18 protein-coding genes and 1 other RNA gene are annotated in these 25,048 nt (G+C 65.9%); 8 read left to right on the top strand and 11 right to left on the bottom strand.

From position 1 onward, the window contains the following. Window positions 1–106: 106 nt before the first annotated feature. Window positions 107–2,134, bottom strand: coding sequence for a DNA polymerase III subunit gamma/tau (dnaX, locus tag RQI28_RS13435; protein ID WP_311223970.1), 2,028 nt, complete (start codon window positions 2,132–2,134; stop codon window positions 107–109). Between the two features lie 145 nt (window positions 2,135–2,279). On the opposite strand from dnaX, the gene RQI28_RS13430 reads away from it, so the two are divergent. Then, window positions 2,280–3,824 carry a methyl-accepting chemotaxis protein gene (locus RQI28_RS13430; RefSeq protein ID WP_311230736.1) on the top strand — a complete coding sequence of 515 codons (1,545 nt, stop codon included), beginning with the start codon at window positions 2,280–2,282 and terminating at the stop codon, window positions 3,822–3,824. A gap of 104 nt (window positions 3,825–3,928) precedes the next feature. Continuing rightward, window positions 3,929–4,025, top strand: an RNA gene (ffs, locus tag RQI28_RS13425) — signal recognition particle sRNA small type. 107 nt (window positions 4,026–4,132) lie between these two features. Here the strand turns inward: ffs and RQI28_RS13420 are convergent. The 3 genes from RQI28_RS13420 to RQI28_RS13410 all read right to left on the bottom strand — a co-directional run bounded on the left by RQI28_RS13420 (window position 4,133) and on the right by RQI28_RS13410 (window position 11,795). Continuing rightward, complete coding sequence (locus tag RQI28_RS13420) at window positions 4,133–5,542, bottom strand: TIGR03862 family flavoprotein (RefSeq protein ID WP_311223972.1); 1,410 nt, start codon at window positions 5,540–5,542, stop codon at window positions 4,133–4,135. Window positions 5,543–5,610: 68 nt separating this feature from the next. After that, window positions 5,611–9,051, bottom strand: a complete 3,441-nt coding sequence (locus RQI28_RS13415; RefSeq protein ID WP_311223973.1) for a UvrD-helicase domain-containing protein — start codon at window positions 9,049–9,051, stop codon at window positions 5,611–5,613. Between the two features lie 170 nt (window positions 9,052–9,221). After that, window positions 9,222–11,795 (bottom strand): PD-(D/E)XK nuclease family protein, encoded by a 2,574-nt coding sequence (locus RQI28_RS13410; RefSeq protein WP_311223974.1) that lies wholly within the window; start codon window positions 11,793–11,795, stop codon window positions 9,222–9,224. A gap of 108 nt (window positions 11,796–11,903) precedes the next feature. Here RQI28_RS13410 and trxA point away from each other — a divergent pair, with 108 nt between their 5' ends. The 5 genes from trxA (at window position 11,904) to RQI28_RS13385 (ending at window position 17,443) form a co-directional block, all read left to right on the top strand. After that, window positions 11,904–12,236, top strand: coding sequence for a thioredoxin TrxA (gene trxA / locus RQI28_RS13405; protein ID WP_311223975.1), 333 nt, complete (start codon window positions 11,904–11,906; stop codon window positions 12,234–12,236). 330 nt (window positions 12,237–12,566) lie between these two features. Continuing rightward, window positions 12,567–13,829: a transcription termination factor Rho gene (rho, locus tag RQI28_RS13400; protein WP_311223976.1), complete on the top strand. Its 1,263-nt coding sequence runs from the start codon at window positions 12,567–12,569 to the stop codon at window positions 13,827–13,829. A 106-nt stretch (window positions 13,830–13,935) separates the two neighbouring features. Then, window positions 13,936–14,199, top strand: coding sequence for a type B 50S ribosomal protein L31 (locus tag RQI28_RS13395; RefSeq protein WP_311223977.1), 264 nt, complete (start codon window positions 13,936–13,938; stop codon window positions 14,197–14,199). Between the two features lie 188 nt (window positions 14,200–14,387). Beyond that, window positions 14,388–16,085 carry a hypothetical protein gene (locus RQI28_RS13390; protein WP_311223978.1) on the top strand — a complete coding sequence of 566 codons (1,698 nt, stop codon included), beginning with the start codon at window positions 14,388–14,390 and terminating at the stop codon, window positions 16,083–16,085. Next, entirely contained in the window at window positions 16,085–17,443 is a 1,359-nt protein-coding gene (locus tag RQI28_RS13385) for an MATE family efflux transporter (protein WP_311223979.1), read from the top strand. The genes RQI28_RS13390 and RQI28_RS13385 overlap by 1 nt, the downstream gene beginning before the upstream one ends. Here the strand turns inward: RQI28_RS13385 and phoR are convergent, their stop codons facing one another. The 7 genes from phoR to pstS form a co-directional block, all read right to left on the bottom strand. Then, complete coding sequence (phoR, locus tag RQI28_RS13380) at window positions 17,444–18,811, bottom strand: phosphate regulon sensor histidine kinase PhoR (RefSeq protein WP_311223980.1); 1,368 nt, start codon at window positions 18,809–18,811, stop codon at window positions 17,444–17,446. A 94-nt stretch (window positions 18,812–18,905) separates the two neighbouring features. Then, window positions 18,906–19,613 (bottom strand): phosphate regulon transcriptional regulator PhoB, encoded by a 708-nt coding sequence (phoB, locus tag RQI28_RS13375; protein ID WP_311223981.1) that lies wholly within the window; start codon window positions 19,611–19,613, stop codon window positions 18,906–18,908. Between the two features lie 16 nt (window positions 19,614–19,629). Beyond that, a complete protein-coding gene (gene phoU, locus RQI28_RS13370; protein WP_311223982.1) occupies window positions 19,630–20,331 on the bottom strand; it encodes a phosphate signaling complex protein PhoU in 702 nt (233 codons plus the stop codon). A gap of 88 nt (window positions 20,332–20,419) precedes the next feature. Beyond that, window positions 20,420–21,202, bottom strand: a complete 783-nt coding sequence (gene pstB, locus RQI28_RS13365) for a phosphate ABC transporter ATP-binding protein PstB (protein WP_311223983.1) — start codon at window positions 21,200–21,202, stop codon at window positions 20,420–20,422. A gap of 37 nt (window positions 21,203–21,239) precedes the next feature. Next, complete coding sequence (gene pstA, locus RQI28_RS13360; RefSeq protein ID WP_311223984.1) at window positions 21,240–22,130, bottom strand: phosphate ABC transporter permease PstA; 891 nt, start codon at window positions 22,128–22,130, stop codon at window positions 21,240–21,242. After that, on the bottom strand, window positions 22,127–23,203 hold the full coding sequence (gene pstC / locus RQI28_RS13355; RefSeq protein WP_404976940.1) for a phosphate ABC transporter permease PstC: 1,077 nt from the start codon (window positions 23,201–23,203) through the stop codon (window positions 22,127–22,129). The genes pstA and pstC overlap by 4 nt, the downstream gene beginning before the upstream one ends. A 30-nt stretch (window positions 23,204–23,233) precedes the next feature. Next, window positions 23,234–24,274, bottom strand: a complete 1,041-nt coding sequence (gene pstS / locus RQI28_RS13350; RefSeq protein WP_311223986.1) for a phosphate ABC transporter substrate-binding protein PstS — start codon at window positions 24,272–24,274, stop codon at window positions 23,234–23,236. Window positions 24,275–24,472: 198 nt separating this feature from the next. Here pstS and RQI28_RS13345 point away from each other — a divergent pair, with 198 nt between their 5' ends. After that, window positions 24,473–24,967 carry a fasciclin domain-containing protein gene (locus RQI28_RS13345; RefSeq protein WP_311223987.1) on the top strand — a complete coding sequence of 165 codons (495 nt, stop codon included), beginning with the start codon at window positions 24,473–24,475 and terminating at the stop codon, window positions 24,965–24,967. Window positions 24,968–25,048 lie beyond the last annotated feature (81 nt).

Below are 25,048 nucleotides of genomic sequence, written 5' to 3'. Positions count from 1 at the left end.
GGGTCCTTTGCTTTGTGTGTAGAAGAGAGGGAAACGAAAGAAAAAGAAAAGAGAAGAAAAGAGAAGATGAAGGCGTGCGGCACCTGAGCGCCGGACTCTTTGCCCGCTATGCCGGTTTGACGCTGCCCGGCACGATTTTCGCGCCGAAGTCGCGCACCAGCGATTGCACGTACGGGTCGTTTTCAACGATCTCCTGCGCCACGCGCTGCCGCTCGGCCGCCGCATGCGCATTGCGTCGCGCCGGGCTGTCGATCACCACGCCCAGTTCCACGCTGATTTGCGCAGCATGGCCGTGCGCCTCCAGCGCGGCCCGAAGACGCTCGCGCGCCACGGGCTGATTGAGCGATTCGCGCTCGACCCGCAGCAGCCAGTGGCCGGCATCGCGCGCCACCAATTGCGACTGCAACGCCAGTTCGCGCACCAGCGCAGTGACGGCTTCGGCCGCGATCAATTGCTGCACCGTGGCATGCCACACGTCGCCTTCTTCGGTGTGCGTATAACGCGCAGCGGCAGCGCGCCCGGCCACGGCCGGCGATGGCTGCAGGCGCACGCCAGGCTCGGGTGCATTGCGCACCGGGATTGCTACGAATTCAGGAGCATTCTGCGCTTGACTATCGGGCGCTGGAGCCCGATTTTGTTGAAAACTCTCTGGTTGGCGCACCGGCAATTGCACCGGCTCGCTTTGCCGCGTGGTCACCGTAGTCGGCGCTGATGGCTCTGCAACGCGGGGCTGATCGGGCTCCGGAACGAATGCCGCTGTCGACAAGGCGGACGGCGCCCGGTCAGGCAATACGGCCACATCGGCGGCGGGCGCAGCCATGGCCTCTTCGGCTCCAGGCGCAGTGGTCGTCGCGTTGATGGCAGCGTCAGCGGCTTGATCGCCTGCCTGGTGCTGGCCTGCGCCTGGCGCGGGCAGCGGTTGCGCCGCAGCCGAAACGGGCTCGGCCGGCTGGGCCATACGGGCCGGTTCAGCCGGCTTCAGAGTTTTTTTTTCCGGCGTGCCGGCCTCGGCGTTGGCATCAGCACTGGCCGGCTTGAAGGCCAGCAGGCGCAGCAACGACATCGTCAGTGCGGCGTATTCGTCGGGCGCCAGCCCCAGTTCAGCCCGGCCGTGCAGGCAGATGCTGTAGAGCAATTGCGTCTCGTCGGCCGGCATCGCTGCGGACAGGCGGGCGATCTCTGCGGCTTCAGGGTCGCTTTCATCCAGGTCGCCCGCGCGCTGGGGCACGGCCTGCAGCACGGCCATGCGCTGCAGCACGGCGCTCATCTCTTCGAGCGTGGAGGCAGCCGACAGGCCATTGAGCCGCAGCGTGTCGGAGGTTTCGACCACCGTGCGCCCGTCGCCCCGCGCCAGCGCGTCGATCAGGCGAAAGACATAGCTGCGGTCCACGCTGCCCAGCATCTGGCGCACTCCGGCTTCCTGCAACTGGCCGCTACCAAAAGCGATGGCTTGGTCCGTCAGGCTGAGCGCGTCGCGCATCGAGCCGCGCGCGGCGCGGGCCAGCAAGCGCAGCGCCGGGGTTTCTGCGGGCACGTTTTCCTGTGCCAGCACGCGGGTCAGGTGATCGAGCACGGTTTCAGGCGCCATGGGCCGCAGGTTGAACTGCAGGCAGCGGCTCAGCACGGTAACGGGCACCTTTTGCGGGTCGGTCGTGGCCAGCACGAACTTCAGGTATTCCGGCGGTTCTTCCAGCGTCTTCAACATGGCGTTGAAAGCGGTGTTGGTGAGCATGTGCACTTCGTCGATCATGAAGACCTTGAAGCGCCCCTGGACCGGCTTGTAGACCGCTTGCTCCAGCAGGCCCTGGACTTCGTCCACGCCCCGGTTGGAGGCGGCATCGAGCTCGGTGTAATCGACGAAACGGCCGCTGTCGATGTCGGTGCACGCCTGGCATACGCCACAGGGCGTGGCCGTGATGCCGCCCGTGCCATCCGGCCCTTGGCAGTTGAGCGACTTGGCCAGGATGCGCGACACCGTCGTCTTGCCCACGCCACGCGTTCCGGTGAACAAATAGGCATGGTGCAGTCGCTGCTGCGTCAGCGCGTTGGAGAGCGCCTGAACCACGTGCTCCTGCCCGACCATCTCAGAAAAGTTCTTGGGACGGTATTTGCGGGCGAGCACGAGATAAGACATCCACGGGATTCTACGGGGGCCGCCGAGCCCCCGAAGCGGTGGGATATCGCTAACATTTGCTCACACAGGATTGCGCCATATTCCGGCATTCGGAATGCCGGTTGATCGAGGAAATGATATGCAAACGAGCACACCACGCGCAACCATGGGAATCGCCAAGCGGCTTGGGCTGCTGATTGCCTGCGCCCTGCTGGGCATTGCCGCCATAACGGCCATCTTGCTGGCATCGGAGCGACAGCTCATCATGGAAGAAAGGCAAGCCAGCGTACGGCAGACCGTCGAGGTCGCCCACAGCCTGGTGGCCTATTACCAGTCGCTTTCCACCCAGGGCAAAGTGTCTGAAGCGCAGGCCCAGCAGATGGCCAAGGACGCCCTGCGCCCCATGCGCTACAGCGGCAGCGAATATCTCTGGATCAACGACATGGTGCCGGTGATGCTCATGCACCCCATCCGCCCCGAACTCGACGGCAAGAACCTGTCTGAAAACAAGGATCCGACAGGAAAACGCCTGTTCGTCGCGTTCGTGGACATGGTCAAGCAGAACGGCGCCGGTTTCGTGCCCTATCTCTGGCCCAAGCCCGGTGCCACCGACCCGGTGCAGAAGATTTCGTACGTGAAGGGTTTCGCACCCTGGGGCTGGGTGATCGGCTCCGGCGTTTATGTGGATACGGTCGCAGCCACGGTGAACGCGCGCAGCCTGCGGTTCGGTCTGGGCGCCCTGACGCTGGCCGGGGTGCTGCTGGCCATTGGCTTGGTCATCACACGCGGCATGCTGCGCGAACTAGGCGGTGAGCCCGGCTACGCCACCGGCGTGAGCGAGGTGATGGCGCAGGGCGATCTGTCCACCCCGGTCGCGCTGAAGCCGGGCGACCAGAGCAGCTTGCTGCACGGCATGGAACGCATGCGCCAGAGCATCGCCCACATCGTGAGCGAGGTGCGGGCCAGCACGCAGTCGATCACCACCGCGTCCGCCGAGATTGCGGCGGGCAACAACGACCTTTCCAGCCGCACCGAACAGCAGGCCAGCGCGCTGGAGCAGACCGCTGCGTCGATGGAAGAACTCACCAGCACCGTGCGGCAGAACGCCGACAACGCGCGCCATGCAGCGGAGCTGGCGGGCGCTACGTCCGAGGTCGCTCAGCGCGGTGGCGCTGTCGTGGGCCAGATGGTCAGCACCATGGGCGCGGTGAACGTCTCGTCGCGCAAGATCGTGGACATCATCGGGGTGATCGACGGAATCGCCTTCCAGACCAACATCCTGGCGCTGAATGCAGCCGTGGAAGCCGCCCGCGCCGGTGAGCAGGGCCGTGGTTTCGCGGTGGTGGCGTCTGAGGTGCGGGCGCTGGCGCAGCGTTCGGCGGCGGCGGCCAAGGAGATCAAGGTGTTGATCGATGCATCGGTGCAGCAGGTGGGCGAAAGCTCGCGCCTAGTGGACCAGGCCGGCACCACCATGGGCGAGGTGGTGGACAGCGTGCAGAAGGTGACCCGCCTGATCCAGGACATCGCCTCGGCCAACCAGGAACAGGCGGCCGGCATCGACCAGGTGAACCTGGCCGTCACGCACATGGACCAGGCGACGCAACAGAACGCCGCGCTGGTGGAAGAAGCAGCCTCGGCCGCCGAGTCGCTGCGCCACCAGGCCACGCGACTGGAAGAACTGGTGGGCGTGTTCAGGGTGACTACGGCTTGATCACGGCATAGGCGAGCCGCATCCGCCCGCCTGTTCTTCAGTTCACGTCAGTTCGTGTGGCCTTTTCGCGTCTAGGCCGCCGCACAATGGCTACAATCGTCGGTGACGGGCCTCCCCGCATGGTGAAGCAGCCAAATGGGTCAGGTGGGGAACCAAGCAGCCCTAACTGCAGAGTCAGTGCCGGGGGTAAGGCTCGTCAACTTGGATTTTTGGGAACGTGCTCACGTTCCTGAGCGCTGATCACCGCCGCCCGGCTCCGTTGCCGGGGGCGCCTGCTGAACCAGCCAGCTCTCCCACTCTTCTTCTGTTCAGACCTGCGCCGCCAGCCAACGGGCCGCGCCCTCGCCTGCCGCCTGGCCGCTCGCCCAGCAGGCCGTCAGCAGGTAGCCACCGGTGGGCGCTTCCCAGTCCAGCATTTCGCCGGCGCAGAAAACGCCCGGCAGCGGCTGCAGCATCAAGCCCGCATCCATCATCGCCTCGAACGGCACGCCGCCTGCGGTGCTGATGGCTTCGTCCAGCGGCCGGGTCGCCACCACGGTGATCGGCAGCGCCTTGATGGCCCGGGCTAATGCCACCGGGTCGTTCACGCCGTCCTTGCCCAGCTGTTCGTAGAGGATGGCGCTCTTGATGCCGTCCAGCCCCAGCCGGCTCTTGAGGTGGCTGCCCAGGCTGCGCGAGCCGCGCGGATGCCGTACTTCGACCAGCACGCGCTCGGGCGTATGGTCGGGCAGCAGATCGAGCGTGAAGGTCGCATGGCCTTGCGATGCGATCTCGTCCCGCAGCAGTTGCGACACCGCATAGATCAGGCTGCCTTCCACGCCTGTGGCCGTGGCCACGAACTCGCCGCGTCGCTCGAACTGCCGGCCCTGGCTGTCGGTGAAGGCAATGGCGACCGATTTAAACGGCTGGCCGGCAAAACGCTCCGTAAAAAATGGTGTCCAGCCGGCAGCGGTCTGCGGCTGGCGGCCCAGCAGCTCGCGGAAGAAGTCGCGCCGCGTCTCGCCGACCGGGCCTCCGCCGGGCTCGGTCAGGCGCGGCACGTCGAAGCCGCAGTTCGATGGCCGCAGCGGCGCGACAGGCACGCCGCGCTCGGCCAGCAATGGCACCCAGGCGCCGTCGGAGCCCAGCCGCGCCCAGCTCGCGCCGCCCAGTGCCAGCACCACGGCACGGGCTTGCACCTGTACGTCGCCTGAGGGCGCCGCAAACCGCAGCGCCAGGGCTGCGGTCCCTTGCGAAGACGCTCCGTTGGCATCATCCGCCCAGCCCATCCAGCGATGCCGCATATGGAACTGCACGCCCTGCCCGCGCAGCCGGTGCAGCCAGGCGCGCAGCAGCGGCGCGGCCTTCATGTCGGACGGAAACACCCGGCCCGACGTGCCGACGAAGGTTTCCACTCCCAACCCGGCCGCCCATTCGCACACTTGCTGCGGACCGAACTGGCGCAGCAGCGGCGTCAACGCAGCCTCGCGCTCGCCGTAGCGGGTGGCGAACGGCTCGAAGGGCTCGGAGTGGGTGAGGTTCAGACCACCCTTGCCCGCCAGCAGAAATTTACGGCCGACGGAGGGCATGGCATCGAACACATGCACCGCATGGCCTGCACGGGCCAGCGCCTCGGCAGCCATCAGCCCGGCCGGGCCACCGCCCACCACGGCGACATCGCAGTGGATGGGCAGGGCGGCGGATGTCGAAGGTGCGAAAGAAGAGTCGGAAGCGCTCATGCCAATGGTTTCTCAAGAATAAATACAGAAGGCGCCCGCCTTCTCGAAAGACGGGCGCACGGTCGTCATCAGAACAGCGACTGCTGCCCCGTATCGTGGGGCGGCGCGGGCAAGTGGGGTGTCGGTGCGGCTGCGGCTTTGGGTGTCGGCGGCGGCGCCGGAGGCACTGCGTCGCCATCCACCTCCACCAGCCGGCCGTCACCGGACAGAAACGCGGCAGACACCGGCTCGGCGCCCACCTGCGCCCGCACCGCCGTGCGATACAGGCGCAACTGCGCCAACAATTGCGGCTGCCGCTCGGGCTGCGCGGCGCTTTTGTAATCCAGCACCCACCAGTGGGCTGGTGATTGTGCCGTGCCGCGGCGTCGCACCAGCCGATCCAGGCGCAGGCTCTGGCCCTGGTACACCAGCGGCGCCTCGTTCAAGGCGCGGTCGATCTGCGCGGCGTCCCAGGCCCAGGCGCCCTCGCCCGCCAGAATGCGCTGCGCCATCGCTGCGGCGGCGCCTGCGGCTTCGGCCGTCAGATCGAAATCTCGCGTCAACTGGCTGATGCGGGCCGCGCCCCAGCCTGCGCTGCGCAATTCGTTCAGCGGCACGCCCGCAATGCCCGCTTGCTCCAGCAATTGGTGCATGGCTTCGCCCTGGCGGCTGGCCGGCGTGGAGGCTTCGGCCTGCGCGCGTTGCTGCGCCGCCAGTTCGGGGCGGGCGGACACGGCCAGGGTGATGGCCGGCAATTCAGCCAGCGTCACCATCTCGACGGGCGCGCCGGCATCGGGCACGGTCGCCGAATCGCTGGGCAGTTCATCGCTCGCGCTGCCCACTGCATTCACATCGCTCAGCAGCGGTGCCAGCCGGTTCCACCAGCTGCCCGGCAGCGGCGTGGCCGATTGGACACACGACAGCGCCAGGCAGTGTTTGGCGCGCGTCATCGCGACGTAGAGCGTGTTGAGTTCTTCGCGCTGGCGCTCGGCCAGCTCGGCGGCCAGCACGTCTTCGGCGCTGGGTGGCGGGCTCGATTCGCTGGCCATGAAGACGAAGCGCCGCGGCACCGCGTCCTCGCCCGGCCAGTCCACCAGCGCGCCCATGGTTTCGGCCTTTTGCGGGCGAGCGTCGGTGTCCAGCAGCAGCACGGTGTGCGCCTCCAGCCCCTTGGCGCCGTGGATGGTGAGCAGTCGCACGGCCTGCTGGTCGACCCGGCCCGGCGCCCGCATGCCCGGGCGCTTCATGGCGCGCACAAAGGCATAGGGCGTCAGATAACGGCCGCCTTCGAGTTGCAGCGACGCCGCCTGCAGCGCCCGCAAATTGGCCAGCACTGCGGCCCGCTGCGTTGCCGGCGCGGCGGCCGCAAAGCGCGCCAGCACGTCGCCATGCGCATAGATGGCATGCAGGGCGTCGTGCGGCGGCAAAGTGTCGACCCAGCTTCGATATTGAGTCAAAACAGGCCCTAGCGCTTGTATATCAAGCGCTAGTAGCTCACTTTTTTGTAGCAAATCAAACCAGCTACAGCCGGCATGCTCAGGCTGGCGGCGCAGCAGGGCCAGTTCCACCAGCGCTTCGTCGGGCAGGCCGAACAGCGGCGAGCGCAGCGCACGCGCCAGCGACAGGTCGTGCCCCGGCGAGACCAGCGCATCCAGCAGCGCGACCACGTCCTGCACTTCAGGCGCTTCGCCCAGGTCGACTTTTTCGGGTTGCACGCAGGGCACGTGCAAGTCGCGCAAGGCGTCTTGCAGCGCGGCCAGACGGTCGCGCTTGCGGGCCAGCACCATGATCTCCCGCGCCGGCACGCCCGCCGCAATGCGCCCGGCCACCCAGCGCGCCGCCTGAGCGCATTCGCGCATGCGCAGGGTTTCTTCGGCTTCGTGGCGCGGCTCTGTCAGGCTGTCGCGCCAGGCGAGCGGGTCGCCAGCGCCACTGCCGTCCGCCACCTCATCGTCCGGCGTGATGGGCGGCAGGCGCAGCAGCGTGCCGGGGTCGTGCGACTCGGTGGTGTGGTCGCGGAAGTTGGCGTATTCGCCCACCGCCTGCGCGGCCTGCATGGCCGTGTTGACGCCGGCGATCACCCCCTGGGCATTGCGGCGCGTGTGGTCGCAGCTGAGCAGGTCGCCGCCAAGGCCCTCGCGCACAAAGGCCTGCGCCGCCAGAAACACCTGCGGCTCGGCCCGGCGAAAGCGGTAGATGCTCTGCTTGGGGTCGCCCACGATGAACACGCTGGGCGCGCGCTGACCGCCGCCCGATCCGGCGTAGCCCGATAGCCAGGCGTGCAGCGATTGCCACTGCAGCGGGTTGGTGTCCTGGAATTCATCGACCAGCAGATGCCGCACGCGCGTGTCCAGCCGCTCCTGCACCCAGCCGCTGAGCACGTCGTCGGACAGCATCACCAGCGCCGTGCGTTCCACGTCGTTCATGTCCACCCAGCCGCGCTCGCGCTTGAGGGCGGCAAAGGCGGCCACCAGGCTGCGCGTGAGCCGCGCCATGCGCTGCTGGTGCAGCCAGGCATCGTGCTGGCGGCGCGCCTGCAGCAGCCGCTGCAGTTCGGGCTCGGCCTGCTGCGCAGCGGGAAATTTCTCCAGGTTCTTGCTGAGGCGGTCTTCCTTGGCGACGAAGAACGCGCGGCGCAGCCGTTCGAGCCGCTGGCCCGGGTCAGCACACGTCCAGGCGTCAATGACGGCGTCTGCGGCTTTCTGCGGCGTCTTGTTCGACTCGGTGCCCAGGGCGCGCGCCCAGCCCAGCCAGCGCGCCTGCGCCGCTTCGCACTCCAGGGCATGGGCGGGGGATGGCAAGCCCACCAGCTCTTCGCACTGCGATCCGAACGGCGGCACCGACGCGTCGACCACGCCGGCCTCGTCTGCCAGCGTGAATTCGACGCGCTTGGACAGCGCGCCGGTCAGCGCCTTGTGCGTCTGCGAACGGCCGTGGCAGGCGATGGCGGCGTCATAGTCCGCCCGCAATTCGGGGTCTTGCGCCACGGTCTGCAGAAACGGGCGCCACACCTCGCGCACGGCCTGGGCATCGTCTTCCAGCAGCTCGAAATGCGCCGGCAGGCCGCGAGCCTGCAGCACCGCCAGCGGCGCCGTGCCCAGCAGCGCAGCGAACCAGCTATGGAAGGTGCGGATCTGCACCGGCCGGCCGGCGTCCAGCATCTGGCGATATAGTTTTTGTAGCAGCTCGCGCTGATCCAGAGCGCGCTGCGGGCTGATTCCGCGTGCAATCAGCTCGTCCTGCAAGCGGGTCAGCGGCGCATCGGCGAATTCCTGCAGCCATTCCTGCAGGCGCTGGCGCATCTCGCCGGCCGCCTTCTTGGTGAAGGTAATGGCCAAGATCTCGTGCGGCGCGCAGCCATCGAGCAAGGCCCGCAGCATGCGTGACACCAGCATCCAGGTCTTGCCCGCACCGGCGCAGGCCTCCACGGCCACGCTGCGCTGCGGATCGCAGGCAATGGCGTAGAACGCCTCGCGCGTGACCGGGCGGCCGTTGTGTTCATACGCTGCTTGCAAGCGCGCCTCCTGCATGTGTTGTATGGATGACTGCGTCGCTGACACCAACCCGCTGCTTGCGCAACGGGCGCGGCCCAGGCCAGGGACGCCGCGCAAGGGCCGCCCCGCCGCGCTGGCGTCGTCCCCCTTCCCGGCGGCAGCCGAGAGAAGGGGGAACGCGCAAAGCGCCTCAGGGGGTTGTTCTCTCACGCCCAAAAGTCCTTACGGCAAAGCCCGCGCGCGGCACACCATTCGCAGACCGCGCCTTCGCCCAGCGCCGGCATGGGTGCGCCGTCGGCAATGCGGCTGAAGTCGTGCAGGATGCCTTCCACCAACTGGTCGCGCAGGGCCACCACCTCGGGCTGTTCGTGCGTGCGGGTCCCGCCACGCTCGCCCACGTTCACATAGGCCGCGCGCAGCGTGTCGTCGTTCAGCAGCGCGGCATAGAAGGCCAGTTGCGTGTCCTCGGCGCCAGCGTTCACGCGGCGCCGGGTGACGGCATCGTTCTCGGTCTTGTAGTCGATCACCAGCGTGACGGGCTCGCCGCCGCCTGCCGTGTGCACGGCGTCGATTCGGTCGAGCGTGCCCACCAGTTGCAGCGGCCCCAGCGGCTGAGTGGCCGGCACTTCGGCACGGCGAAAGCTGGCGCCGTCGACCTCGTGGCCGGCCAGCCATTGCAGATAACCGTCGCGCAGTGCGGGCCAGCCGGATGCGAAGGGCAGAAACTCGCCCGCTTCGTCCAGGCGCTGCGCCTGCGTGGTGTGCTCTGCGGCGGCGTCCATCAAGGCGCGCCGCGCATCGGGGCCGGCCGACGTGTCGTGCTGCAACGCCTCATGAAAGTGCTGCAGCACGGCATGCAGCCAGGTGCCGAAGTCGCGCTTGTCGACCTCCGCGCCCAGCTCGTCCGATTCCTGCAGCTGCAACTGGCGCAGCGCGAAGAAGCGGTAGGGGCAATGGCGAAGGTCGGAATAGGCCGTCGATGAAAGTTTCAGCACCGGCAGGCGTGCACCTGAAGGCAAAGGCCGTACGGTGGGCGTAACAGGCACAGCGCGCTCGACGCGGCAATCGCTCCCGGCTGCGGCGCGGCCGTCGAGTTCAAGCGCCAGCACCAGCGGACTGGCCAGCAGCGGCTCGCCGCCTTCATCGCCCGTGCGCCAGAGCACATCGACGAACGGTGTGCGCAGTGCGCCTTCCCAGGCGGCGCGCTGCGCAGCTTCCAGTGCCGAGCGCAGCGGCAGGCCCAGGCCGTCGCGTTGGGCCTGCGTCCACACCCCCGGCGGCTCGGGCGCAGCCTGCAGGCGCTTCTCATCACAACCCGGCAGCACTACCGCGCAAAAAGGCCGCGCCAGCAGTTGCGACAGTGGCATCACGACCACGGGCGCCTGCGTCAGGTAATCAGGGCGGTAGCGGCCCGCTTCCAGCACTTCGTTGACCCAGCGGGTGAAGTCCACCAGCGACATGCGACGGCCTGCTCCAGACAGCGCCTGCAGGTCGGCATCGAGCCCCTCGTCCAGCCGCAGCTCGGCGATCACGCGGGCGCCCGCAGCATCGGCCACCAAGCCATCCCACAGGCCGCAGTCCTGCAGCACAGCGCGCAACGCCGCCAGCCAGGCGGCCAACGGGCGGGCGGGCCGCAGAGGCTCACGCCAGGCCTGGGCCTGGGCGACCAGCGCGGCGGCGTCGGCCAGGGTGGCATCACGTGCGGTGTCGATGACGGTGGCAGCGCTCCAGTGGCGCGGGCCGGCGCGGCGCAGCCACTTTTCCAGCGTGCGCAGCGCGGGAGCGGGCGCCGCCGGCGTTTGCTTGAGCCAGTCGAGCACATCGTCCGCGCTGGCATCCCAGGCGCAGGCGCGCAAGGTGGACATGACATGCGCGGCGGCGCGGGTGGTGGACAGCGTCCAGCCGTTCTCGTCATGCACCGCCACCCCGGCGCCGTCCAGCAACGCGCTGATGCGCCGGGTGAGCGCGCGGTCGGTCGGCGCCAATGCGACGGGAATGCGGCCGCTGTCCAGATGGCGCAGCACGCAGGCTGCGGCACGCTGCGCCTCGTCTTCGGCATCGAGCGCCGGGTGCAGCGCTGCCTGGCGGGGTGGGGTCAGCGGCGACACCTGCAGCGCATCGGGCAGGCTGACCCGCAGCGCCGCATCGCCCCAGTGCGCCAGCAATGACTGCGCGAGCGCATCGGGCTGGTAGCCCTGCAGGGCGATCAGCGCTTCGGTGCTTTCACGTATGGCCGGATCGAACAAGACATCGCTGGCATGCTGCGAGGCCAGGATCCATTCCAGGGCCACACGCGCAACAGCGGCCTCAAGGCGCAGAGCGACGCTGCCGTCACCCCCTGCAGGCAGCAGCGCCCGGGCGGCTTGGGCCCAGTCGTCGCGCTGAGCCGGCGGCACGGCGGCCACCACGCCGAAAAGCTGTGCAGCCATCTCCAGCAGCGGGCCCGCCAGCACGTCGCGGTGTTCGGCAAGGCCGGCGCGTTCCAGCAGATCGCGGGCATTGACCGCGTCGCGCGCCACGTCATTCGTGAAGTCGCTGCCCTGCGGCTGCGGCACACCCAGCTGGCGCGCCCAATTGCGGGTGGTTTCGAAGCGCGGAGAGAAGCCGTCGGGAAAATGCCGCGCCCATTGACGGCGGCCTTCGGCCATTAACTGCGCATAGGGAACCAGCACCACCGTGGCGGCCACGTGGGCTCCATGGGCGACGGCGTAAGCGTGCACGCGTTCAAGCACCGTCGTCCAAGCGCGGTCCAAATCATCATTTTTCGCTATGACAGTCATAGCGGCTGAGCCGCCTGCCGTCACGGGATGCGGGGAATCGGTTTCTGTCACAATGAACGGACTTTATACGTAACCCGCCCACCAATCTGCACAGACAAGGAATGCGCCATGGCAAGCGAACTCATCAAACATATCTCCGACGCCAGCTTTGAATCCGACGTTCTCAAGTCGGGCAACGCGGTGCTGGTGGATTACTGGGCCGAATGGTGTGGCCCTTGCAAGATGATTGCGCCCATTTTGGACGAGCTGGCCGGCACCTATGAAGGCAAGCTGACGGTCGCCAAGATGAACGTTGACGAAAACCGCGAAGTCCCCGCCAAGTTCGGCATCCGCGGCATTCCCACGCTGATGCTGTTCAAGAACGGCGAGCTTGCGGCCACGAAGGTCGGCGCTCTCAGCAAGGCACAGCTCACAGCTTTCATCGACCAGAATCTGGCCTGATCTTTTCGTGGTGGTAACGCCGGCCCGCGACGCACGCGGCCGGCTCGAACCTGCAGTGCGGCAGCCCACCATTGTTGACTTCTCCAGATACTCCGCCTCCCCCAGCTTCCACCTTCGTTCTGCGCCCTGATGTCACAGGGCATCGAGCACCGCGCCCACGCTGGGAACCCCGATTTTTTTCCTGTCATAATTCGCAGCGATCACCGGCCCGCACGCATTGGCGGCCGATTCCAGATCCCAGGCTCGCCAGGCTCGCACGACGGCCCTCACGGCGCTCAAGCCCCTCCCTCTCGCTCTGACTCACACCCTACTCCGCCAAGGAGTCACCCCATGCACTTAAACGAACTCAAGGCACTGCACGTGTCTGAAGTCCTCAAGCAGGCCGAAGAGCTTGAGATCGAAAACACCGGCCGCATGCGCAAGCAGGAATTGATGTTCGCGATCATCAAGAAGCGGGCGAAGGCAGGAGAACAGGTGTTCGCCGACGGCGTGCTCGAAATCCTGCCCGACGGCTTCGGATTCCTGCGCAGCCCCGACACCAGCTTCACCGCCAGCACGGACGACATCTACATCTCGCCGAGCCAGGTGCGCCGCTTCAACCTGCACACCGGCGACATGATCGAAGGCGAAGTGCGCACGCCGAAGGATGGCGAGCGCTACTTCGCACTGACCAAGCTGGACAAGGTCAACGACGGCCCGCCGGAGCAGAACAAGCACAAGGTGATGTTCGAAAACCTGACGCCACTGTTCCCTAAGGAACAGATGAAGCTGGAGCGCGACTTCAAGGGCGAAGAGAACATCACCGGCCGCATCATCGACATCGTGGCGCCCATCGGCCGTGGGCAACGCGCTCTGCTGGTCGCACCGCCCAAGAGCGGCAAGACGGTGATGATGCAGCACATCGCCCACGCCATCACGGCCAACAACCCCGACGTGCACCTGATGGTGCTGCTGGTGGACGAGCGCCCTGAAGAAGTGACGGAAATGCAGCGCTCGGTGAAGGGCGAAATCATTGCCTCCACCTTCGACGAGCCTGCAGCACGCCATGTGCACGTGGCCGAGATGGTGATCGAGCGTGCCAAGCGCCTGGTCGAGCTGAAAAAAGACGTGGTGATCCTGCTCGATTCCATCACCCGCCTGGCTCGCGCCTACAACAACGTCGTGCCCTCCAGCGGCAAGGTGTTGTCTGGCGGCGTGGATGCAGCAGCACTGCAACGCCCCAAGCGCTTCTTCGGCGCCGCCCGCAAGGTCGAAGAAGGCGGCTCGCTGACCATCATCGCCACGGCGCTGGTCGATACCGGCAGCCGCATGGACGAAGTGATCTTCGAAGAGTTCAAGGGCACGGGCAACTGCGAAGTGCACCTGAGCCGGCGTCTTTATGAAAAGCGCGTGTTCCCGGCGATTGAACTCAACAAAAGTGGCACGCGCCGCGAAGAGTTGCTGCTGCCACCCGAGATCTTGCAGAAGACCCGCATCCTGCGCCAGTTCATGTACAACATGGACGAGATCGAGTCCATGGAGCTCATGATCAAGAATATGAAGGCCACCAAGACCAACGTGGACTTCTTCGACATGATGCGCCGCGGCGGCTGAAAATAACCCGTGCTAGCCCGCCATGCCATAATGGCAGGCTTTTTCTTGCGGAAAGTACGCCGGACTGGCTGGCGCGGCTCCCGCAGCTGAACTTAAAGGAAAGATCATGAAAGAAGGCATTCACCCCAATTACCGCGAAGTGTTGTTCTCGGACTTGTCCAACGGCTTCAAGTTCGTGACGCGCTCGTGCGTGAACACGAAGGAAACCGAAACGTTCGAAGGCAAGGACTACCCGCTGTTCAAGCTGGACACTTCCTCCGAATCGCACCCTTTCTACACCGGCACGCAAAAGTCGGTGGACAACATGGGTGGCCGCGTGGAGCGCTTCCGCAACCGTTTCGGCAAGACGACCGCCACGGCAGCAAAGTAAGCCCCGGTCGGCGCGATTTGCGCGCGCTGTGGCACCATGCCCGGCACTGCGCAAATCCCCACCGCTTGGAGAAGGCAGCCCGGTTCGCCGCGCTGCCTTTTTTCTTGGGTCTTTGCCGTTATCCTCTAGCGGCTTCAACGGCTCCGACACGTTCGGCCCGCTCTTCTTCGCTCTGTCCTGACTCCCGCGTGATTCATCCCACCCCCGCCATCGTGCCCCAGAGCGCCGTGCGCGCCTTGCCGCGCTGGGCGCTTTTGCTGCTGTGCTTTGCCTATGTGGTGCCGGGGTTCATCGGCCGTGACCCCTGGAAGAACGCCGACGTGACGGCGTTCGGTTACATGCGGGAACTGGCTCTGGGAAACACCCCATGGACGGCCCCGTTGATGGCGGGCTTGCCGCCAGACACCGAGGGCCTGCTGCCTTACTGGCTGGGAGCCTGGTCGATCCAGTGGACGTCTTCGTGGCTTTCGCCGGAGATGGGCGCGCGCCTTCCTTTCGTCGCGCTGCTGGCTATCACACTGGCCGCCACCTGGTACAGCGTCTATTACCTGGCGCGCAGCCCCGGCGCGCAGCCGGTCGCCTTCGCGTTCGGTGGCGAGGCCAGCCCGGCCGACTATGCGCGCGCGATGGCCGATGCCGGCCTGCTGGCGCTTATCGCCTGCCTGGGTCTAGCCCAGATCTCGCACGAAATCACCAGCTATGTCACGCAACTGACCTGCACCGCGCTGGTGTTCTACGCCGCCGCGGCGCTGCCGCTTCGCACCATCGCGCCGCTGATCGCCGCCGCCGCCGGGTTGTGCGGGCTGGTATTGAGCGGTGCGCCAGCCCTGGCTGCGATGTGGGGAGCGGGCGGCGCCGCGCTGGTGTGGGCCACAGCGTCAGACACGTCGCGCCGCCGCTGGCCCTGGGCTGCCGCTCTTCTCGTACTGACGCTGGCCTCCGCTGTGCTGGCCTGGAAGCTCGACCTGTGGCGCTGGCGTATCGTGAGTGCCGATGGCGCCAAGGAATGGGACAGCCTGGCGCGCCTGCTGCTGTGGTTTTCCTGGCCTGCCTGGCCTCTCGCGATCTGGACGCTCTGGCGCTGGCGCCACCAGATCGTGAGCCGTGAGCCGCACCGGCATCTGCTGCTGCCCATCTGGTTCCTGGTGCTGACCGTGGGCGCCACGCTGACCACGCGCCCTTCCGACCGCGCGCTGCTGCTGGGCCTGCCGGCATTGGCAGCCCTGGCCGCGTTCGCACTGCCGACACTGCGGCGCAGCATCTCGGCCTTGATCGACTGGTTCACCCTGCTGTTTTTCAGCGTGTCTGCCATCACCATCTGGGTGGTATGGCTGTCGGTGCAAACCGGTGTGCCCGCCAAGCCGGCTCGCAATATCGCCCGCTTGGCGCCTGAATTCGTGGCCTCGTTCTCATTCGTTGCATTCGGCACGGCACTGGCCGCGACCGTGGCCTGGTGCGCGCTGGTGTGGTGGCGTGCGTCGCGCAATCGCGCGGCGATCTGGAAAAGCCTGGTGTTGCCGGCCAGCGGAGCCACCCTGGGTTGGCTGCTGTTGATGACGCTGTGGCTGCCGCTGCTGGACCATGGGCGCAGCTATCGCCTGCAGATGCAGAGCGTGCGTGCCGTCATGGGCGACGCGCCCGGCTGCGTGGCCACCTACGGCCTGAGCCGCGCGCAGTTGGCGGGCCTGATCTACCACAGCGATGTCACTCTGGCCACCGGCCAGCAGAGCGTGGGCTGCGACTGGCTGGTGGCCGACGCCGGCGCCAGCCCACCTTTTGCAAACGTGCTGCCCGCGCGCGACTGGAAACCGATCACCACCATCGTGCGGCCCACCGACAAGAACGACCGGCTGGTCGTGCTGCGCCGCACGGCGCCACGCCGCTGATGTCCGAGCGCGGCGCGGTACTGCGCCATGCCGGCACGGTGCTGGCCGGGCAGTTGGCGGTGATGGCCTTCGGCGTGACGGACACCATCGTTGCCGGTCGCCATTCCGAGGGCGCGCTAGCCGCGCTGTCGATCGGTTCGGCCGTTTTCATCAGCGTGTATGTCTCGCTCATGGGCGTGCTGCAAGCGCTGCTGCCCGTGTGGGCCGAGCAGCGCGGCGCCCAAGCACAAGGAGCCATGGGTGCCAGCGTGCGGCAGTCGCTCTACCTCTGCCTCGCGCTGACCGCGCTGGGCATGGCCGTCTTGCTGACGCCCGGAGCGCTGCTGCGCTGGACGCAGGTGCCCGAGGCCTTGCGCGGCGAGGTGCAGCAGTACCTCCACATCCTTGCCTTCGCACTGCCGCCGGCGCTGCTGTTTCGCATCTACAGCACGCTGAACCAGTCGCTCGGGCATCCGCAACTCGTCACCTGGCTGCAGGTAGGTTCTTTGGGCCTGAAGATTCCGCTTTCGATCACGCTGGCGTTCGGTGCATTCGGTTTGCCGGCGCAAGGCGCCACCGGCTGTGCCTGGGCCACGCTGGTGGTCAACTACGCCCTACTCGCCGTGGCGGTGTGGATGCTGCGCAGCCGCTCGATGTATGCACCGATCGCCCTGTGGCGACGGCTGGAGCGGCCGGACTTTGCGCATTTGGCGCACTTCGCCTGGTTGGGCATTCCGGCCGGCCTGTCGATTCTCGTGGAGGTAACGTCGTTCTCGCTGGTGGCGCTGTTCGTGGCGCGCCAGGGCACGCTGGCGTCGGCCTCCCACCAGATCGCCTCCAACCTGGCCGCCGTGTTCTACATGGTGCCGCTGTCGCTGGCCATTGCCACCAGCGCCCGCGTGAGCTTCTGGCGCGGCGCCGGTGACGAAGACCGGGCCCGGGCCTTGGCCTGGATGGGTTTTAGGCTTGCAGCGCTTGCTGGCATTGCGCTAGCAGCTATATTATTAATAGCAAGACAACCGATTGCAGCGCTGTACTCCAGCAACATGCAGGTCGCTCTGGCTGCCGCCGCCATCCTGCCGTGGGTGGCCGGCTATCACATGGCCGATGCACTGCAAACGGTGTGCATTTTTGTACTGCGCAGCTACCGCGTGACGATCGCACCCCTGGTCGTTTACTGCGTACTGCTCTGGGGTGGCGGCCTGGCTGGCGGGTACTGGCTGGTCTACCACGGCATGGGCAGTTGGCAGCCCAAAGCCTCTCCTGCGCCCTTCTGGGCCACCAGCGCGGCGGCGTTGGCAGTGACGGCAGCAGTGTTTACGGCCATGCTGGCCAGGGTGTTGCGCCGGTCGGCGCCCGCAGCAACGGCAGCACCTTGATCAGACTGCAAGGCCCACTGGTGCCGCGGCCTGCACCGGACCCGCTTGCAGCCGGTTGACCGGAAACGTGACCGAAAACACCGAACCTTTGCCCAGTGTGCTGGTGATGTGCAGCGTCGCACCATGCCGTTGCACCACATGCTTGACGATGGCGAGCCCCAGCCCCGTGCCACCCGTTTCACGCGAGCGGCTGCGGTCGACCCGGTAGAAGCGTTCGGTGAGGCGCGGGATATGCACCGCCCCGATCCCCGGCCCGGTATCGCGCACTGAAAATCGCGCTCGGCCATCGTCCAGCCGCTCCCACGTCACGTGGATGCTGCCGCCCAGCGGCGTGTAGCGCACGGCATTGTTCACCAGGTTCGACAGCGCGCTCTGCAACTCCACGGCCGACCCAGCCACCTGGCCCGCGGCACGCAGTTGCAACGCATCAGGGAACTCGATCACATGCTCGCGCTGCTGCGCATTGCCCAGCACCGCAGACAGGGCACGCCCTTCATCTTCGCAGCGACGCAGCAAGGCCTCTACCGGCGTCCAGTCGTGCATGCCGGGCAGCGGGCTGCCCTCCAGCCGCGACAGGGTGAGCAAATCCTGCACCACGCTCTGCATGCGCGCCGCCTGCTGGGCCATCATGCCCAGATAGCGTTCACGCTCTTCTTCGGCCAGGCGCAGCGTCTGCAGCGTTTCGACAAAGCCGGTCAGCACCGTGAGTGGCGTGCGAATCTCGTGCGACACGTTGGCGACAAAGTCGCGCCGCATGGCCTCGGCCTGCTCCACGGCCGTCACGTCGCGCGACAGCAGCAGCTTGCGCCCGTCGCCATACGGATGCACGTGTACCGAAATGCGCACGGGCCGCGAGGCCGTACTTTCGCGCCCCTGCAATGCCACGCCCTGGGAAAAGTCGTGGCCGGTGAAGTAGGCTGTGAAGTCCGGGTCGCGCACCAGGTTGCCAATGGTCTGCATCAGGTCACGCTCGGCGTCGAAACCCAGGTGCGCGGCTGCCGTCTGATTGCACCATTCGATATGGCCTTGTGCGTCCAGCAGCACCACGCCGTTGGGCGATGCCTGCAGCGCCTCCAGAATCTCGGAGATGCGGCGCTCGGCGCCTTCGATCTGCTGGTCCCGCTGACGCAGCAAGCGGCGCGCCCGATCGGTCACTTCGCCCCAGCTGCCGCGCAGGCGGGGTACACGGCTCGTATCGCCCTGGCGCAGCCACCGCAGCACGCGGGCGCTGCGCCACCAGTCCCAAGCAAACCAGCCCCATGCGGCCACTCCGGCCCCCACTGCCGCTGCCCAAGGGCCGCCCTGCCACCAACCCAATGCGGCGCCGGCCAGCTGGCAAATCAGAAAGAAAAAGATTCTCGAAAGCATGGGTGTGCAGGCACAGACAACAAGACAAGGCAAAGACGGAAACGGCAGAAGCCCCTCAGCGGGGCAGTGCAAATACCGCGACGGATCAAGCGCTTCAGGCCTGCAACAGGCGTTGCGGCTGCGCGGTCAGCCGGTAACCCGCGCCACGTACGGTTTCCACCATGGTGCCTGCTGCGCCCAGCGCTTCGCGCAAGCGCTTCACATGCACGTCCACCGTGCGTTCCTCAATGAACACATGGTCACCCCACACCTTGTCGAGCAGCTGTGCGCGGCTGTGCACGCGCTCGGAGTGCGTCATCAGGTAGTGCAGCAGCTTGAACTCGGTCGGGCCGACCTTGATCTGCTGGCCCTGATAGCTCACGCGGTAGGTGGCGGCATCCAGCAGCAACTCGCCAATAGTCACGCTCTCGCCGGCCTGTTCGGGCGCGCGGCGGCGCAGCACGGCACGAATGCGCGCCAGCAGCTCCTGCGTGGAAAACGGCTTGGTGATGTAGTCGTCGGCACCGGCGTCCAGCCCGGCGACCTTGTCGGGCTCATCGCCCCGGGCCGTCAGCATCAGGATAGGGATCGGCTTGGTGCGGCTGTCGGCGCGCCACTTGCGCGCCAGCTGCAGGCCGCTTTGGCCGGGCAGCATCCAGTCGAGCAAGATGACGTCGGGCAGCACGGCATCGAGCTCGCGCTGCGCCGACTCGCCGTCTTCCGCCCAGATGGGGGCGAAGCCGTTGTGGCGCAGGTTCACGGCGATGAGCTCGGCAATTGCCGATTCATCCTCGACGATGAGCACGCGGGGAAGTTTCTTCATGCAATGCACCCGCCTTTCACAGCACGGCCGATTCGATCTCGTCGAGCGCGGTGTGGCGCACGTCCTTGCCCTTGACGAGATAGATGATCAGTTCGGCCACGTTCTTGGAATGGTCGCCGATCCGCTCGATGGCCTTCGCCAGAAACAGCAGATCCAGGCTGGCGGAAATGGTACGTGGGTCTTCCATCATGTAGGTGATGAGTTTGCGCACGAAGCCGTCGAACTCCTGGTCGATCAGGTCGTCTTCCTTCAGGATGGCCACGGCGGCCTTGGTGTCCAGCCGCGCGAACGCATCCAGCGCCTTGCGCAGCAGACCCGAAGCCAGGTCGGCGGCCACGCGCAGGTCGGACGAAGGCAGTGAGCGGGCCGCGCCGCTTTCGATGATGGACTTGACCATGCGCGCCATTTTGGTGGCCTCGTCGCCCATGCGCTCCAGGTTGGCCGTGGCCTTGGAGAAAGCGATCAGCAATCGCAGGTCGCGCGCCGTCGGCTGGCGGCGCGCGATGATCGACGACAGCTCATGGTCGATCTCCACTTCCATGGTGTTCACGCGCATTTCGATGGTCTCGACCTGCGTGGCCGCTTCCACACTAAATTGCGACAACGCATAGACCGCCTGGCGGATTTGCGACTCGACCAGTCCGCCGAGTTCCATCACGCGGGCGGAGATGTTGTTGAGTTCGCTGTCGAACTGGGACGAGAGATGTTTTTCTGTCATGGCATGGTCTCCTGCCCGCCTCTGGGGGCCGGCGTGTGGATGGGCGCGAAACGGCGAGCTTGCTATCGAGCTTTTTCTGCAGGCGGCGTTAACCGAAACGACCGGTGATGTAGTCCTCGGTTTCCTTGCGCTGCGGCTTGAAGAACATCTGCTCGGTCTCGCCGAATTCGACCAGGTCGCCCAGGTACATGTAGGCGGTGTAGTCGCTGCAGCGGGCGGCCTGCTGCATGTTGTGCGTCACGATAACCACCGTGTAGTCGTTCTTCAGCTCGGCGATCAGCTCTTCCACCTTGGCGGTGGAGATCGGGTCCAGCGCGGAACAGGGCTCGTCGAGCAGCAGCACTTCAGGCTTGATGGCAATGCCGCGCGCAATGCACAGCCGTTGCTGCTGTCCGCCGGACAGGCCAGAGCCCGTCTGGCCCAGCTTGTCTTTCACCTCGTTCCACAGCGCTGCCTTGCGCAGCGCCCACTCCACACGGTCGTCCATGTCGGTGGCATTCAGGCTCTCGAAGAGCTTCACGCCGAAGGCGATGTTGTCGTAGATGGACATCGGGAACGGCGTGGGCTTCTGGAACACCATGCCGACCTTGGCGCGAATCAGCGCCACGTCCTGCTTGCTGGTCAGCAGGTTCTCGCCGTCCAGCACGATCTGGCCTTCTGCACGCTGCTCTGGGTACAGCTCGAACATGCGGTTGAAGGTGCGCAGCAGCGTGGACTTGCCGCAGCCCGACGGGCCGATGAAGGCCGTGACCTTCTTCTCGGGAATGTCGAGGTTGATGCCCTTGAGGGCGTGGAATTTGCCGTAGTAGAAGTTCAGGTCGCGCACCGTGATCTTGGACGCAGCGGGCAAGGAATTCTTGGTAAGAGGCATGACTGTTTCCCTGAAATATGGGGCTGCTTTTGTGGGACTACTTCTGGCGCGTCAACACGCGCGCCAGGATGTTGAGGGCGAGCACCGCAACGGTGATGAGGAACACACCCGCCCAGGCCAGCTGTTGCCAGTTCTCATACGGGCTCATGGCGAACTTGAAGATCGTGACAGGCAGGCTGGCCATGGGCTTGGACAGGTCGGCATTCCAGAACTGGTTGTTCAGCGCCGTGAACAGCAGTGGCGCGGTCTCGCCAGCGATGCGCGCCACGGCCAGCAGCACCCCGGTGATGACGCCGGCACGTGCCGCACGCAGCGTCACCATGATGATCACCTTCCACTTGGGCGTGCCCAAGGCGTAGGCGGCCTCGCGCAGGCTGGAGGGCACCAGCACCAGCATGTTCTCTGTCGTGCGGATCACCACCGGAATCACGATCAGCGCCAGGGCCAGCACGCCGGCATAGGCCGAGAAGCTCTTGAACTTCGCCACCACCACGGCGTAGACGAAGAGGCCAATGACGATGCTGGGAGCGGACAGCAGGATGTCGTTGACGAAACGCGTAGTGGAAGCGAGCCAGCTGCGCGTGTCATATTCGGCCAGATATACGCCTGCCATGATGCCGATGGGTGTACCCACGAAGGTGGCCAGCAACACCATGACGAACGAGCCGAAGATGGCGTTTGAGATGCCACCCACCTCATTGGGCGGAGGCGTCATCTCCGTGAACAGCGCGATGCTCAGGCCGCCAATGCCCAGGCGCACCGTTTCCCACAAGATCCACACCAGCCAGAAAACACCGAAGGCCATCGCCATTAGCGACAGGGTCAGGGCGATCTGGTTGACGCGCTTGCGGCTGTTGTAGCGAATCTGGCGCACTTGCGCCAGCTCGGCCGCCGAGATGAGTTGTTGCGATGTACTGGTCGTGTTCATGCGCGGGCTCCTTCGCTCTTTTTCAGGCGCGACAGCAGCACCTTGGACAGTGCGAGCACCACGAAGGTGATGAAGAACAGCACCAGCCCCAGGTAGATCAGCGAAGCCTGATGCAGGCCCTCGCCTGCCTCGGCAAACTCGTTGGCCAGAGCCGACGTGATGCTATTGGCCGCTTCGAAGATGGACAGCGAATTGAGCTGGTTCATGTTGCCGATCACAAAGGTGACCGCCATGGTTTCACCTAAAGCGCGGCCCAGGCCCAGCATGACGCCGCCCAGCACGCCCGTCTTGGTATAGGGCAGCACCACCTTCCAGACCACTTCCCAGGTCGTGGAGCCCAGACCGTATGCAGATTCCTTGAGCAGTGCGGGCGTGACTTCGAACACGTCGCGCATCACGGCGGCGATGAACGGAATGATCATGATGGCCAGGATGATGCCGGCCGCCAGAATGCCGATGCCCACCGGCGGGCCCGACACGAAGGCACCCAGAACGGGCACGCCGGCAAAGAGCGATTGCAGCGGCTGCTGCACATAGGTAGCCAAGATGGGGCCGAACACCATCAGACCCCACATGCCGTACACGATGGAGGGCACCGCGGCCAGCAGTTCGATGGCCGTGCCCAGCGGCCGCTTGAGCCAGGCGGGCGACAATTCGGTCAGGAAGAGCGCGATACCGAAGCTCACTGGCACAGCGATCAGCAGGGCGATGATCGACGTGGCCAACGTGCCGTAGATCATCACCAGACCACCGTACTCGTCCTGCACCGGGTCCCAGACGCTGCTGGTCAGAAAACCGAGGCCGTATTTGGCGATGGAGGGCCACGCGCCCACCACCAGCGAGGCGAGGATACCCAGTAGCAGCGCCAGCGTCAGCAGCGCGGCGCCGCGGGCCAACAGGCCGAAGATACGATCGGCCAGCACGCCTGAAATGAAAGGCGAACGGGGGGGAGGAGTGGTCCGGGGAATGCCCGACGCACCCTCATGGGAGGTAGTGTGGCGAACCGGCAGCGTAGTGGACACGTCTTTGGCCTTGTGATGTGAAAGACGAAGAAAGGCCCGCCGAAGAACCATGAGCTGGTTCGCAGCGGGCCACCTGCAACATTACTTCAGAGAAATCGCCTTGCCGGAAGTGTCCTTGATGTCACCCCAGGACTTCATGATCACGCTCTTGACGCTATCAGGCATGGGTACGTAGTCCAGATCCGCAGCCGTCTTGTCGCCCGACTGGTAAGCCCACTCGAAGAACTTGAGCGACGTGGTGGCCTGGGCTGGTTTGTCCTGCAACTTCTGCATCAGGATGAACGTGGCGCCGGTGATGGGCCAGGAGGCCTTGCCGGGCTGGTTCGTCAGGATCTGATAGAAGCTCTTGGCCCAGTCGGCTCCGGCAGCAGCGGCCTTGAAGGCGTCGTCATCCGGGGACACGTAGGCGCCGTCGGCGTTCTGCAGCTGAACAAAGGTCATCTTGTTCTGCTTGACGTAGGCGTATTCCACATAGCCGATCGAGTTGGGCAGACGGCCCACGAAGGCGGCAACGCCTTCATTGCCCTTGCCACCCGCGCCGGTGGGCCAGTTCACGGCCGTGCCTTCACCGACTTTCGACTTCCACTCAGGATTCACCTTGCTGAGGTAGTTCGTGAAGATGAAGCTGGTACCCGAGCCGTCTGCACGGCGAACGGGTGCGATGGCTGCGTCAGGCAGGTTCACGCCAGCGTTCAGCGCCGTGATAGCGGGGTCATTCCACTTGGTGATCTTGCCCAGATAGATATCGCCCAGCACCTGCCCGCTCAGCTTGATCTGACCGGGAGCAATGCCCTTGATGTTGACTACCGGCACCACGCCGCCAATGACCGTCGGGAACTGCACCAGGCCCTTCTTGGCCAGGTCTTCGTCCTTCAGCGGCGCGTCAGAGGCGCCGAAGTCCACCGTTTTCGCTTCGATCTGGCGCAGACCGGCGCCGGAGCCCACGGACTGGTAGTTGATCTTCACGCCCGTGGCCTTGTTGTAGTCGGCAGCCCACTTGGAGTACAGGGGCGCTGGGAAGCTGGCGCCAGCGCCGGTGGCTTCCTGCTGGGCAAAGGCGCTGGAGAAAGCACCTGCAGCCACCACACCAGATACCAGGACACGAATCACGGACAGTTTCATGAAAAGACCTTTTTGGGTTGGAAAATCAGTGCCGCGACTTTAGGTGTGCTGTGTGACATCCACATGACAGCAGCAAACGCAGTCACAGGCGCAACGCCCAGGGCCATTGACATGAAACCGTCACGCAGCTGTCGCACGGCTTGCGTAGTCTGCGAGGGCCGACAACGGTCGGCATCACAACACCCTCAGGGAGAAACCATGTTCCGCCGCCACGCATTGCATTCCGCCATCGCTCTCGCCGCCCTGCTGACGCTGGGCGCCTGCGCAACAAAGCCCACGGCTCCCGCCAACCTGGCAGAAGTCGCTGCTTCCACCCCATCGCTGAGCACTTTCAACAAGTTGGCCATCGAAGCCGGTCTTGCCGACACACTGCGTGGCACCTCGCCCCACACCGTGTTCGCTCCGTCGGACGCCGCCTTCGCCGCCGTGCCGGCCAAGACGCTGCAGGCGCTGCAAGCCGACAAGGCACAGCTCAAGGAAGTGCTGAGCTTTCACATCGTGGCAGGCGCCGTGGCCAGCACCGACGTCAAGCCAGGCAACGTCAAGACCCTTCAGGGCGGCTCGGTGGCACTGGCCCGCGCTGGTGGCTTCGTGACGGTAGAAGACGCGCTGGTGGAACAAGCCGACCTGCGCGCACCCAATGGCGTGGTGCACATCATCGACCGCGTGTTGATGCCACCGCGCGCCAAGTGAGCGAGTTCCAGAGACAGCCTGGATGAGCGTGGCCCGCCCTGCCATCCCACCCGGCCGGACATCCGGCCGCACTGCGGCCCG

It is taken from the genome of Acidovorax sp. WCS2018Noco2-16, assembly GCF_031843945.1.
GTDB lineage: Bacteria > Pseudomonadota > Gammaproteobacteria > Burkholderiales > Burkholderiaceae_C > Paracidovorax.
This window is presented reverse-complemented; position numbering and strand designations above follow the sequence as displayed.

Excerpts from the sequence above, each read along its gene's own strand:
- RQI28_RS13415 (WP_311223973.1), bottom strand. The coding sequence starts at position 9,051 with ATGCAGGAGGCGCGCTTGCAAGCAGCGTATGAACACAACGGCCGCCCG.
- pstC (WP_404976940.1), bottom strand. The coding sequence starts at position 23,203 with ATGGTTCTTCGGCGGGCCTTTCTTCGTCTTTCACATCACAAGGCCAAA.
- RQI28_RS13420 (WP_311223972.1), bottom strand. The coding sequence starts at position 5,542 with ATGAGCGCTTCCGACTCTTCTTTCGCACCTTCGACATCCGCCGCCCTG.
- dnaX (WP_311223970.1), bottom strand. The coding sequence starts at position 2,134 with ATGTCTTATCTCGTGCTCGCCCGCAAATACCGTCCCAAGAACTTTTCT.
- RQI28_RS13395 (WP_311223977.1), top strand. The coding sequence starts at position 13,936 with ATGAAAGAAGGCATTCACCCCAATTACCGCGAAGTGTTGTTCTCGGAC.
- RQI28_RS13345 (WP_311223987.1), top strand. The coding sequence starts at position 24,473 with ATGTTCCGCCGCCACGCATTGCATTCCGCCATCGCTCTCGCCGCCCTG.
- pstB (WP_311223983.1), bottom strand. The coding sequence starts at position 21,202 with ATGCCTCTTACCAAGAATTCCTTGCCCGCTGCGTCCAAGATCACGGTG.
- RQI28_RS13430 (WP_311230736.1), top strand. The coding sequence starts at position 2,280 with ATGGGAATCGCCAAGCGGCTTGGGCTGCTGATTGCCTGCGCCCTGCTG.
- rho (WP_311223976.1), top strand. The coding sequence starts at position 12,567 with ATGCACTTAAACGAACTCAAGGCACTGCACGTGTCTGAAGTCCTCAAG.
- trxA (WP_311223975.1), top strand. The coding sequence starts at position 11,904 with ATGGCAAGCGAACTCATCAAACATATCTCCGACGCCAGCTTTGAATCC.
- phoB (WP_311223981.1), bottom strand. The coding sequence starts at position 19,613 with ATGAAGAAACTTCCCCGCGTGCTCATCGTCGAGGATGAATCGGCAATT.
- RQI28_RS13385 (WP_311223979.1), top strand. The coding sequence starts at position 16,085 with ATGTCCGAGCGCGGCGCGGTACTGCGCCATGCCGGCACGGTGCTGGCC.
- phoU (WP_311223982.1), bottom strand. The coding sequence starts at position 20,331 with ATGACAGAAAAACATCTCTCGTCCCAGTTCGACAGCGAACTCAACAAC.
- pstA (WP_311223984.1), bottom strand. The coding sequence starts at position 22,130 with ATGAACACGACCAGTACATCGCAACAACTCATCTCGGCGGCCGAGCTG.
- pstS (WP_311223986.1), bottom strand. The coding sequence starts at position 24,274 with ATGAAACTGTCCGTGATTCGTGTCCTGGTATCTGGTGTGGTGGCTGCA.
- phoR (WP_311223980.1), bottom strand. The coding sequence starts at position 18,811 with ATGCTTTCGAGAATCTTTTTCTTTCTGATTTGCCAGCTGGCCGGCGCC.
- RQI28_RS13410 (WP_311223974.1), bottom strand. The coding sequence starts at position 11,795 with ATGACTGTCATAGCGAAAAATGATGATTTGGACCGCGCTTGGACGACG.